At 60.7% G+C, this 11,963-nt stretch carries 11 protein-coding genes; 2 read left to right on the top strand and 9 right to left on the bottom strand.

Annotated features, from left to right (window positions below; translation table 11 throughout):
- The first annotated feature begins 72 nt into the window (after window positions 1-72).
- Entirely contained in the window at window positions 73-819 is a 747-nt protein-coding gene (gene recO / locus ACVIGB_RS02025) for a DNA repair protein RecO (RefSeq protein WP_456717329.1), read from the top strand.
- A 6-nt stretch (window positions 820-825) separates the two neighbouring features.
- Here recO and ACVIGB_RS02020 read toward each other — a convergent pair whose 3' ends face one another.
- The 3 genes from ACVIGB_RS02020 to ACVIGB_RS02010 all read right to left on the bottom strand — a co-directional run bounded on the left by ACVIGB_RS02020 (window position 826) and on the right by ACVIGB_RS02010 (window position 4,197).
- Window positions 826-1,806 (bottom strand): hypothetical protein, encoded by a 981-nt coding sequence (locus ACVIGB_RS02020; RefSeq protein ID WP_456717330.1) that lies wholly within the window; start codon window positions 1,804-1,806, stop codon window positions 826-828.
- A gap of 151 nt (window positions 1,807-1,957) precedes the next feature.
- Window positions 1,958-3,154 (bottom strand): MucR family transcriptional regulator, encoded by a 1,197-nt coding sequence (locus tag ACVIGB_RS02015; protein WP_456717331.1) that lies wholly within the window; start codon window positions 3,152-3,154, stop codon window positions 1,958-1,960.
- A gap of 302 nt (window positions 3,155-3,456) precedes the next feature.
- Window positions 3,457-4,197, bottom strand: a complete 741-nt coding sequence (locus ACVIGB_RS02010) for a hypothetical protein (RefSeq protein ID WP_456717332.1) — start codon at window positions 4,195-4,197, stop codon at window positions 3,457-3,459.
- A gap of 306 nt (window positions 4,198-4,503) precedes the next feature.
- Here ACVIGB_RS02010 and ACVIGB_RS02005 point away from each other — a divergent pair, with 306 nt between their 5' ends.
- Complete coding sequence (locus tag ACVIGB_RS02005) at window positions 4,504-6,162, top strand: hypothetical protein (protein ID WP_456717333.1); 1,659 nt, start codon at window positions 4,504-4,506, stop codon at window positions 6,160-6,162.
- A 397-nt stretch (window positions 6,163-6,559) separates the two neighbouring features.
- Here ACVIGB_RS02005 and ACVIGB_RS02000 read toward each other — a convergent pair whose 3' ends face one another.
- From ACVIGB_RS02000 to ACVIGB_RS01975, 6 genes are all read right to left on the bottom strand, one after another.
- Window positions 6,560-7,000, bottom strand: coding sequence for a type II secretion system protein (locus ACVIGB_RS02000; RefSeq protein ID WP_456717334.1), 441 nt, complete (start codon window positions 6,998-7,000; stop codon window positions 6,560-6,562).
- Between the two features lie 215 nt (window positions 7,001-7,215).
- On the bottom strand, window positions 7,216-7,692 hold the full coding sequence (locus ACVIGB_RS01995; protein WP_456717335.1) for a hypothetical protein: 477 nt from the start codon (window positions 7,690-7,692) through the stop codon (window positions 7,216-7,218).
- Window positions 7,693-8,436: 744 nt separating this feature from the next.
- Complete coding sequence (locus ACVIGB_RS01990; RefSeq protein WP_456717336.1) at window positions 8,437-9,609, bottom strand: type II secretion system F family protein; 1,173 nt, start codon at window positions 9,607-9,609, stop codon at window positions 8,437-8,439.
- Window positions 9,610-9,616: 7 nt separating this feature from the next.
- Complete coding sequence (locus ACVIGB_RS01985) at window positions 9,617-10,081, bottom strand: hypothetical protein (protein ID WP_456717337.1); 465 nt, start codon at window positions 10,079-10,081, stop codon at window positions 9,617-9,619.
- Window positions 10,082-10,098: 17 nt separating this feature from the next.
- Entirely contained in the window at window positions 10,099-11,706 is a 1,608-nt protein-coding gene (locus ACVIGB_RS01980; RefSeq protein WP_456717338.1) for a GspE/PulE family protein, read from the bottom strand.
- A 9-nt stretch (window positions 11,707-11,715) separates the two neighbouring features.
- Complete coding sequence (locus ACVIGB_RS01975) at window positions 11,716-11,955, bottom strand: hypothetical protein (protein ID WP_456717339.1); 240 nt, start codon at window positions 11,953-11,955, stop codon at window positions 11,716-11,718.
- Window positions 11,956-11,963 lie beyond the last annotated feature (8 nt).

Here is an 11,963-nt window from a genome sequence, read left to right as displayed (position 1 = left end):
ATCGGCAATCGTTGGGATTAATGAGCCGTTTCGGCGATGTCCATATTTATCGAATCCTTGTAGACTGCGGCCATGGAATGGACTGACGAGGGCATCGTCCTGGGGTCGCGGCGGCACGGTGAGAGCGGCGCCATTGTCGAGCTCTTCACACGGCATCACGGCCGTCATCTGGGGCTGGTGCGCGGCGGAGCCGGCACCAGCATGCGGCCGCTGCTGCAGCCAGGCAATGGCGTCAGCGTCACCTGGCGCGCGCGTCTGGAGGAGCATCTTGGTACCTATTCCGCGGTCGACGTGAGCAAGTTCCGGGCAACCGGCCTGTTGTGGTCGCCGCACACGGTCTATGGCGTGACCTATCTTGCAACCCTTGTCAGGTTGCTCCCAGAGCGTGATCCGCAGCCTGGCCTGTTCGATACGTTGGGAGAAATCCTCGACCATTTCGAGGATCCGAAAGCGGCGGCGGTCCACATCGTCAGGTTCGAGATGGTTATGCTCTCCGAACTTGGCTTCGGGCTCGCGCTCGACCGCTGCGCGGCCACGGGCTCCACAAGCGACCTCGTTTATGTTTCGCCAAAGACCGGAGGTGCCGTGTCGAGAACGGCCGGAGAGCCCTGGCATGATCGCATGCTGCGCTTGCCACCGTTTCTTCGGCCGGACGGAGCAGGGTGCGAGTTGGGGCCCGAAGATCTATGCGACGCGTTCCATCTGACCGGGACATTCCTGCTTCGAAACGTCCTCGAACCACGCCGCGTTCGCCATCCAGACGCAAGAGCAGGCTTCATCGCGGCGGCGGTCGGCCGTAATCAGGCGACGCCAGCTTAACGCCGGTCAATGGGCCGGCCTGAGCAATTTCAGGCAACGAGCCGCGATTTCCTGATGTTGATCCGGCTGAGCCCGACGGAAGTCGAGTTGCATTGTTTCGCGGAGACGCTCGATCCGTTCCCAGCCGGAGCCATCGACTGACGGACGGGCCGCCGGGGACGACGCCTGCAGAAGAAAGGGGTTGTGCGATGTCTCGAGCAGAACGTGCGCACCGGGGCCCTCGCAAGAAATCGTCTCGAGCGCCGCAAGGACGCCCGCCATCAAGGTTCGGGCCAGGTTCGCTCCCGGCATCCGGCAACGCGCCTCATGGAGATCTTCTCGTGAACTTCCGTCGGCGGCCGTGACGACCATCGCATAGGCCCAAAGGGGCTGATCTCCGCTTACGTCAGCTTCCACCCGAACGACGGCGGCCCGCGGCCGACCGGCGCTGGGTTCGCGGCGGCTTGCCGGCAGAGAACGGACCGACGGCGCGGGCTCGCTCGCGGGAAATACGGCACCCAGGCCAGCTGCAATCAGCGCGACCTGGCTCGCCATCGCGGCGCGCAGGTGGTCGGCGCCCCAGCGGGGCTCAAGCATCTCGATCGCCTTATCGAGCACGGACTCGGGGAACTGCTCCTCGAGTCCGACCGCCTCGCAGGCGGTAAACGCCACCTCGAGCTCTGCCGAAATTACCGCGGCGATGTCACTGATCTGTCGCAGTCGCTCGTCCTCTGCGGCCGGATCGATACTTGGCGAAGCCGGAAGGAGCTTTTCGCTTCGATGTTCGAGAACGTCTGCGACGTCTGCGGCATCCATGTTGATCAGTAGACTGCTGATCGCGGCGTGCCAGAGCCCTACAAAGAGCAGGTTGGGATTGGGCAGGCTCTGAATCTCTACGGCCGCACGCTTCAGCGCCGCGGTGACGATTTGGATCGTCTTGCGCCGTGCGGCCTGATCAACAGCTTCGCCTATCTGTACAACTGCCGTTTCCGACACTTGGCTTGCCATGCTCCCCAATGACCCCGCCATCATGCAAGGCGCATTGGAGTGGAACAAGCGGCCGGCGATCAAGGATTCACGGAAATCTTATAAAGCTGAAAAACGAAACAAGGCCGCGCCCAGGTGCGCGGCCTTGTTGACAAGGATTCGTTATCTCAGATCAGACGCCGACAGCGCGCTTGGAAAGCTTCGCGGCAGTCGTATGCTTTTTAGCCTTATTAGCGGTACTTCCGAGGCCCATAAATTTCGCATAGCTCGCTTTCTCTGCGCTGTAGCCCGCCGCCACCATCGGATAGTCGTCGGGAAGGCCCCATTTCGACCGATAAGTCTCGGGAGAGAAGCCATACGAAGCTCGAATGTGGCGCTTGAGCATCTTCAGGCGCTTTCCATCCTCCAGGCAGACGATGTAGTCGCGCTGAACGCTGTCCGAAATCGGCACGAACGGATCGTTCGCGGCCCGAACGCCGAGCATGCGCTGCTCCGGCGGACTGGCCTTACGCATCGCCGCAGTCGCGATCGGGGCCTCGAACATAAAGGGAGCGTTGTCGCCCCGAGGGGCCGGCATGACCGGTCCGGTGTTCTTCGCTGCGAGCTTGGCAGCCTTGGCTGCCGCCTTCTCTGCGGCCTTCTGTTCGCGCGCCGCCTGGCGGGCTGCCGCCTTCCGTTCCTTCTCAGCCAGCTTCGCGGCCGCCTTCTCGTCGCGGGCCGCCTGGCGGGCGGCCACTCGCTTCTGCTTCGCAACCGCCTTGGCTTCCGCCCGGGCTGCAGTCTTGGCCTTCCGCGCCGCGACCTTTTCTGCGGCCGCTTCCTTCGCCTTCTGGATCGCGAGTTTCTTGGCCTTGGCCGCTTCCTTGGCGGCGGCCTTCTTTTCGCGTTCAGCCTGGCGCTCGGCTGCCTTCTTCTGCTTCTTCGCCTGAGCGGCTTCAGCCTTCTTGGCCTTGGCAGTCGCCTTGGCTTCGGCCTGGGCCGCGGCCTTGCGCTCCTGCTCGGCTTTCCGCGCCGCGGTCTTTTCGGCGGCAGCGTCCTTCGTCTTCTCGGCGGCGACCTTCTTGGCCTTCTCCGCTGCCTTGGCGTCGGCCTTGTTCGTCCGCTTGTTGGGCTGCTTGGTCTTCGGGGGCGCCGCCGGCGCGGCGGGCGCCTTGGCCTTCGTCGCGGCCGGAGCCTTGGCGGTGGAGATGGCGGTCGAATCCTTCGCCGTCGACCTGGTCACCTTGGCGGGGGTCGTGACCGGAGCGGGGGCCGGGGTGCTCGACAGCGAAGCGAACATCTTGATGACGTCGGGCAGCTCCTTCGGCGAAACCTTGTTGTTTGAAAGGTAGGCCTTCAGCACTTCGTTGTCGGTGTCAGCGGGGGCCATAATGGCGAGCTCCTATCAATCGTGATGCCGGGGTCTTGCATACAAGTCCTTGTTGCTCGGTTAACATCCGACAAGGCTTTCAGTTGCGTCTGAGTTCTATATGCGCGGCGGAGCGATTTGGTTTTATGATTCCGGCAGGAAAATTGAAAAAATTTGGCTTTCCTTGGATTTCAAGGACCAAAACAAGAACAAATAAACGTTTTGTGGAAAGTAATACTTGGAAGCCACATCAATCGGATCCTTGGTGGCCTCAAAATGTTGAGGGCCAGTGGAAGGATTCCCACTGGCCCTCAATCCTTGGATCAGGCGGCTGCGTGCTGGCGTTTGTCCGGCGTGAGCGCCTCATGCCACGTGGTGGTCAACCGGACGAACGCTCCGACAGGATTCCTGTGGACAGAGGGTTCCATGCCGGCCTTCTCCAGCTCTTTGGAGGTGGGGAAAAGTGCCCAGACCTGCTTGGAGTCGTACACCAGCTGGCCGACTTCTTGTCCACCATGCGCGAGGGAATATCCCCAGCGCTTATGATCGCGGAAATACTTCCGGGTCATTTTGGCCTTCGGCATGTCGGGCTTCTTGTAGATCTCCAAGTATTGCTCGACTTCCTTGGGCATCGAACCGGCCGCCTGCGGTGAACCACTGAGCGTGACATGTCGCTTGGGGTTCTCAAGCTCGAGCATCATGCTCAGGATGGCTTTGCTGGTGGCTGCCTTCGCGGGAAGGGACTTCCTGCCGAGGTGGAGGAGGGCGGTCTTTCCTTCCATGGTGACGTAGAAGCGCTCGACAGCGGGCGCAGCGGCGACCAGCTCAGCAGGTTTGACCGCCGGCGGGGCAGCGGCTTTCTTGGTCACGCGGGTCGGTGTCGCCTTAAGGACGCGCTTCTTGGAGCGCTTGGTCTGGGCCGCAGGAGCAGCGCCGACCTTCGGGCCGCGCTTCTTGGGAGCGGCGGCGCCAGCGGTCGCCGGAGCGACCGAAGGAGTCGTCGTCGACGACTTGGAGTCCGAACCGCGCACGGTACGGCTTGCCTTGGAAGTTGAAGTGGCCATGTCGGGGTTCCTGTATTCTGCTTTTAGACGGAAAAGTACTTTTTCTTGTAATCATTTCACTGTTTAGACGAAAGTCAATATTTGCCTCCCATGTGTAGGGGAAGTCGAGCGTTTTTCCATTTGCCACCGCAGTCCAAGGATTCTTTTTCCCCGGTGGTTAACGCCGCCGATTGCGGAAAGCGACAATTTCCGGAGAGTCGGGGAAAGCGGGCGAAAGCCGTCGTCTAAGGTGCTCCGTTGCTTGCGTCGATTACCGAATTCCCGGACAACTGGCGATAACGAGTTGCGAGGCTGGAGGGCCGAACCGTGATCGCTATCTTCATCCTCTCAATTATCTCCGTCCTGATGGCGGGTATGGGGGCCTATGCCGTCTGGGTTTCGGTCCAGTCAACACAGGTGCTGACCCAGGTCGGACGCAACGTATCCCAGATGGATGGTCTTGCTGCACTGGTACGAGCCAATATCCGCAGTATCACCTTTCCAACCACTGGGGGATATGTTTCTCAGCTTTTCGCCCCGACGCCACAAGGAGATTCCTTGCCCGCCTGGCTTACTGTCAATGCCCGGACGCCGTGGGGTGCTGCCTACCGATATTGCGCCTACGCCCCGAATCCCGTGGGAGGAGCGATCGCCGCGACTGCGTCCGGGGAGGGACTCCCTTACGGGTCGGTGCAGGTCCACGATTTGACCTCGCCGGATGCTGGTCCTCAATCCTACGTCGTTTCGGGAGCCAGGCCCGGGAATCCGTCGGATAATGGGGCAGTCCCGCAGGTGCTGGCCTTTGTCATTTCTCCTTTGCCCGGAAGTGACATCACCCCGACCTGCGACGAAATTTCCTGGAATGGAAGTGTCTTCCGCGCCGCCAATGGCTCGGTAGTGGCCGTCACCGACGACGTTTCCACTCGCGCCGGCTTACCAATCCCATCCACCATGGTTCGCTTCGCAACCGCAGCCGGAGGTGGTGATGGCGGGTCAATCGCGTCTCCTGCGACATTGTCGGATGCGCTCGCGGAATGGAAGGCGACGCGCCCGGTGGCGGCCGTCGTAACCCTTTCCAGCGACGTCCATAATCTCGCACCATCGGAGCTCGACTTGTCGTCGTTTGCAGGCGGTCCAATCCGCATGGCCGGCCACTCCCTGAGGCTGATAGGCCAGGGGGCCGGTGCGACCACTTTGGCGAGCTCCGGCGGCGCAGGTCCTTTGGCAACCGATGCGGATCTTTCCATCGAAGGAATCACCATGGCGCCGGGGGTCTCTCTTTGGGCGAAGCCCGGAGCGCACGTTCGGGTGTACGGAACGAACCTGCGCTACGTCTTTGCCGAAGGGTCCGATGTGCTTCTTGACGCCGGGACCCAGGTCGTTGCCGTCCCGGCGGACGCAACCGGCCTGCCAGGACGCGCTGCGATCGACGCCAATGGCGGCCATCTCGTCATCCGCGAGACCGCATCCTACAAGCCGATCGGCGGCTCAATGCCTTATGCGATTTCCTTGAACGGGGGCGTTGCCAGTTTCGATGGCACCGAGCTCCGGACCTCGGGCACGAGTTCGGGAATTGCCTGGCTCCAGCTGTCCGGTGGCGGCAGGTTCGGGACCGTCAATCCGTCATCCATCGTGACCTATAACGGCACGTCAGCAACCTTCCCCGTGGCCTTCGGCGCCGGGGACCAGCGGATCGTGGAAACTTCCTGTACCGGCACTCCATGCGTTGCGCAATGCATGGCTGGTGGGCCGCCAATAACCCTTGGAAAGTCCTGGTTTGCTTCGTCCGGATCGTGTGAGGCAAACGCGGTCGCTGACGGCGTCGTGGTGATCACCCAGAGCGGCGCGCTGGCAAACGCCTCGAACCTTCCGACGGATTGGCAATGCAAGTTCGCGGTCGCGTCGATCGGGCCAGATCCGGCACCAAATCTGCCTTCAACACCCGGGACCGCGCGCGCCATTTGTTCGGAAGTGCCAAGCCAGTAGGCGAGTAGGCAGCACTTGGGGCCGTTTTCGATGTTCAAATGGCTGAAATCTTCGGCGCGATGCTCGATTGGACGCAGCAGCGCGATCTGCCGTCAATAAGCCTCTGTCATCGGTTTCGATCTCATTGCGGCCGTGGGGGCAACCTGAAGCCCGATGCGGTGGCCCGAGGTTACACGCCAGAATAGCCGAAATCTTCGAGCGCACGGCTCGAAATATTGCGTCCGTCGTATCTATCTCTTTCTATCAAATCCTTCGTACCGGAGAGCGATAAGGCGGTCTTCGGTAGACCTATGAAAAAGACCCCTCAGGGGGCATCCTGAGGGGTCTTAAGAGCGACCGGAGGTTTTATTCGTCGTCTCTTGTCGGTGTCGTCGTCTAAAATCTGAGGCGAAGCCAATCAGAACTGGGTGGGGGAATTACAGGCGGGCCAGGTCTTGTACGCGTCATCGGCGCAGGGCGGGCAACCATTCATTCCAGCCGGCAAAGTCGAAGGGTCGTAGTTCGCGGCGACATTGATCGCCTTACATTGATCATTAGTCTGCAACTCACGGACCAACTTGTCTTCCTGAATGATCCACCTGCCATCCGGGATCTGCGACAGGTAATTCCCGTCAATCAGCGAGTTCAAAATCTGCTGACTGGTGCCACTCGGGAAGACCCCGTTCTGGCTTGTGTAGAGCTGCACAGCTGCCTGGATCTGCTGACCACCGTTCAGGTACTTGGCGTACATCGCCTTGCCGGAATTGTCGGTGAAGACCGATCCGCCGTACCACAGCGCCATGATAGCGCAGAGCGCAGCCAGAATGATGGCGATGACGCCGGTAACCAACTGAAACATTGTGCTTCTCCGTTCGCGGGGCAGCCGTCGCAGGTCGCCCGGTAGAGTCCGATGCTATGCTAACGATTCCTTACCTTCAACAGACAATAGCCACATTCGGCGTCGCCATCCAAGGATTCGTTTGTCGCTCCAGCAATCAAGCCTAGAAAGAAAAAGGCGGGCCGAAGCCCGCCTTCCTGATCTCAGCTCCACTCGATCGAAATCGAGTAAAGTTGTCACATTTTATAGGCGAAGGCAGCCACGCCGCCCACCTTGACGCAGCCGAACACCTTGCTCGGAGCAGCCGACGTGCCGGTGCGGTCGTCGCTGCCGCCCTGGTTCACGACTTCGGCGCAAACCTGGTCAGCGGTCGAGGCGTTGGTGGTCGACAGATCGATCGACGCAAAGCCGGCGACGGGGGTCGTACCGGTCACAGCCGGAGTGATCGTCCAGGCGCCCGAAGCGAACTTCGGAGCGGTCGGCGCAGCAGCGAGGTAGACCGGCTGCAGGTGATCGATGGTGTCAACGTCGACCGTGTTGTCGACCTTGTAGAGCGCGTTCGCGCCGGCGATCTGCTCACCCGAGTTGATCAGGGCAGCCACCGCACCCTTGGTGTTGGACGACGTGAACGCCGAACCACCGTAGTAGATCGAAGCAGCGGCCAGAATGGCAACCAGGGCAATCGCGATGACGGAGACGATCAGCTGGAACATGTTGTGGAAGTCCTCTCAATGGCGAACCGTATCTACGGTCCGGGTTGGCGAGAGTTGCGTTAGCGTCGGCCGGAGAATTCCTTGGACGTGCATCTCTCTGGCTTCAAGGATTCGTTTAACGTCGCCTTAAAGTCAAGCGGCCAATTGTCAGAAAAAGCCGTATTTTCAGTATGTTGGCAGATTGCGACAGGCAAAATATCTTTGTGGAGAGGTGCAAGTCACAGAACAGACACGGATTTTTCCAAGGATTTGATTATCTTCAAGCCCTGAGCAACGGTGAAAAAAATATGGCGCGGACGTCGTGGAAAGAACGATTTTGTCGCCACAAGAAAGGTGACCCGAGGGAAGCTTGAGAGGCATAGCCGCGGCTGACCGGCGATCGATGCGGCCAATCTGGCGAAACCAACTAACCGCGCGCCGGCGAAATTTTCCGCACCACGCGCTCCAGCAGCTCAAGCGGGCGAGATGCACCGAGACTCCAATGAGGGTCTCGCGGACTACCGGCCTTCCACTGCAAGGTAGAGCGTGATCGGATATTCACTGAATCCGGGCTGACCGTTTCGGCACCAGGGCGACCTGACTTGATCTGATCCCGTTTGTGGACAGCTCGTTGTGTTGGTCGCCGCCGGACCGGTCGGCCGTCGACTTCGGCGTCGCCCGGTATGGCGTCTGACGGGAAAGTGGTCGCGATGTGCGGATAGATAAGCGGGCCACGGGGCTAGCCGTCGCTCCCGAGCGGAATGCTCAATGACCGGCGGCTATGCCGGCGGAAAGTTGAAGCATCGGCAGTACTGTTTCACCGAACAGGACGCCCGATGCTAGCGACATGAAGAGAGCGGCTACGAGCTGCAGCGCCGGGGAAAACGACGAGATGCGCTGAACGTAGATGTCACGGTATTGGGTAGCCAAGACATCCAGCGTGCGCGCCACATCGTCCCGATCGGCCGACGCGGAAAGAGCGGCGCGGTCGGTGGAGTGCAGGGTGACCATCGTCGCGCCCCAGGAACGGCCGCCGCGAACCGCAGTCAGCGCATTCTGCAGGTCGGTCCTCAGCGCGCCGCGCGGACAGCCCTCCCACGTAAGCTGGAGGGATTCTTCGATCCGCACCCCCGATCTGACCAGCAAGCCGAGTTTGTAGAGCGTGACATAATTGTTCTGCGCGAGGACGAGTTCTCGATAGTACGGGATCTTCACGATGATCTGGTCGAAGAAGTTCGGGAACAGCTGACGCCCGATCGTCGCCATCCACACAAAGCCGCCGAGGACCGCCAGCATTACGGCCATCACGACAGTCAGGATGTTTCCGGCGGTCTCGACCCATTTTACCTGGACGTCAGCGCTACCCGCGAACATCGGATTGTCGAGCACCCAGGGGCCGAAGATCTGCGTCGTCGTGACCATGAGTACTCCGGCGATCAAGAATGAGATCAGCGCGGACCAGATGCCCTTGTTCGACGATTTGCGAAGCTGGGAAAGCTTGTATTCGAAGTCTGCGGCGTCCTTCAGGGCGCGCCAGGTTTGCCCGCCGGCGCCTCCGGCTTTCACCAGGGCCGTCAGCGTGGCGGGGAAGTTCTTTCTGTCGAACTCCATTGCCGTTGGCAGATCGTACCCCGACTCGACCCGGGTCAGCATGCTTTTAGCGGCCTTGCGGATCGTCCCGCCGAAGTTCTGCGAGAGAAGTCGCAATGATTCCGCCGTGCCGACCTTCGACCCAAGCATGGTCGATAGCCGCACCATGAAGGTATAACGGTCAGCCGCGTTCATGCCGGGGGACAAATCGAAGCCACGGCGCTTCCTGACGTCTAGCACCGTGCCCTTGCGTGCGGCCAAGCGTTCGGCCTGCGAGCGCTCGGACGCCTGCAATTCCAGAAGCTCGACCCCATTGCGGGTGATTACGCGTGCGAGATAGCGACTCATGCTTGCCTCAATTTGTCAGCCGGTAGGTGACAGCCAGGGGCTGACCCGCCGATGCGGAGGCATTGCTCCCGCAAGTCTGGCCGAGGGAAATCGACCCCGACGGAAGAACGGATGTCGATGAGGCCGGATTGCCCAGTCGCAGGAGCCCATCATACTCGACGTCCGACTGGACATTGCCAAAAAGGCAGACGAAGGCTCCGCTGCCATCCGAACCGAAAGTCCAGGAGAAACCAACCGGCGCCTTGACGCTGCGGATTGCCAGGTAGGGAGCGAGCTCATCGGAAGTCGCCGGTGAGGCGCGATTTGCGACGCGATACGTGACGTAGGCCTGCTCCCAGGCCAAGAAGCCGCTGGATGCCATCTGGGCAACCATTTGCGCGCGTGCCGTGCCGTAGTTGATGTAGGAAATGCCCACCGTGGCGACGATGGCCAACAGCGCAACTGCAAGAACGGTGAGTAGCAACTGGGCCATCTCGAAATTACCAACCCTTACCGGAGCTCTTTGAGCCCTCTCTTCTGCCGCCAGGTATCGATCGCTGAACCGAATACGCGTCGCAGCTCCGGTTCGTCAACGAGTCCTTGGTCAAGCTTTGCCATGGCATCGTCGAGCTTGGTCGGCCACGAGCGGTGGCCTTCGATCACCCGTAGCCAGTCTTCCGCGTCGGAGAAGGTGGCGCATTCGGAGACGATTGTGCGATGCGAGTATCCGGTTCCGAAGCATTTCGGGCAATCCGGCTCTGCTTTCTTATGCGGGTCGGTGCCGCGACAGGTCTGACAGACCCCTCGCACGAGGTTCTGCACCAGCACTGAGCGGAGCAGGTAGATCAGGTGGTTCTCCGGGACGTCGAGGTCCCTCAGGCGCGAGATCGAGCCGATAATGTCGCCGGTGTGCAGGGTTGCGAGCACGAGATGCCCCGTGTCGGCAGCCCGAACAGCCATCTTGGCGGTGAGTTCGTCACGAATTTCGCCGACAACGATCACATCAGGGTCTGCACGCATGAATGCTCGGAGCGCGCGCGCCCAACTAAGATCCACTTGCTCGTTGATGGCGACCTGAGTTGCATAGTCGACCCGATATTCGACCGGATCCTCAACCGTATAGATCGAGCGCCCGAAGCGGTCGACTTCGCGTTCGGTGGCGTTGAGCGTCGTCGTCTTGCCGGAACCGGTTGGGCCGCAGCACAGGCACAGCCCGTACATCTGGTTGAAGCCCTTGCGCCACTCTTCGAGGCGGGAGATCCCGAGTGAGGAAAGCTGTGGCTGCACGCGGTCGGGATCGAGAACTCGGATCACCGCCTTTTCGCCCTCGACCGACGGAACTGTGGCCACGCGCAAGTCGATCAGTTTGCCCGCGTAGTCCACCTGGAAGCCGCCGTCCTGGGGGAGCCGGCGTTCCGCAAGGTCCATGCGGGAGCGGTCCTTGATCTGCGCCGTCATCGTCTGATATTCGCCGATACGGCCTTCATAGACATGCCGGCGCACGCCAAGGCGCCGGAAAAAGACCGAATACGACTTGTATTTCGGCTCGATGTGGATGTCGGAGGCGCCCTCTGAGATAGCTTGATGAACCAGCCGATCAAGGGTTTCGTCTTCGCTTCCTCTTTCGTTGACGGACGCCGTCGCACGGGCGCGATTGACGAAGTCATCGAGATTGTCGGGTGCGAACGACGTAAAGACGATCTTCTTTTCCGGATAACCTTTCTGAACGATCTCGGCGACGACCGCCTCGCTTCCCATCGTTGAGACGTAGATTTCCGACTCGGTTTCGGCCGTCAGGATGATCTGATGTTCTTCAAGGAGTCCTGGATCGAGCCGCGAGCGTACCACGCGTTCAGTCGCAATGCGCGCAGGATCGAGGTACAGGAGCGCATCGATCAGGTCCTTGTACGAAAGGAAACCGGTGCGAACGAGGATGGCGCCAAGCCGGTCGTTGGTGACCGACTGCTCCATCAAGGCTGAATGCAGAGCGTCGGCGGAGATCAGATTCTTCTGCAGCAGATATTGACCGAGAAGCAGAGGCTTCCTGTTGGCCGTGGGCATGCCACCGCTGGCCGGGACCGGCAGCATTTCAGGCGGCGGTGGGCTATGCAGATTCATCGATCCGCCTCAGACGCGACGCTTGATAAAGCGAGACCGCAGCTTGCGCTGGATCCGCGGGAGGGGGCGATACCAGGAAGCCCAGCAGCCGATCAGGCCGATAGCGAAGGCAACGACGCCATAGGTGGTGTCTCCGCTCCAAAGCAGCCAGACGGCATAGGCAATCGAAGCTGCCGATAGAACCCAGTCCGCAATTCGGGCGGACCTGGAATCGAAATCGATGGAGAAAAAGTTCGCGCGGCCGACCATGTTCCGGA

Source organism: Bradyrhizobium sp. USDA 4341, assembly GCF_054063755.1.
Note: the sequence above shows the minus strand (reverse complement) of the source record. Positions and strands in the feature narration are given on the sequence as shown.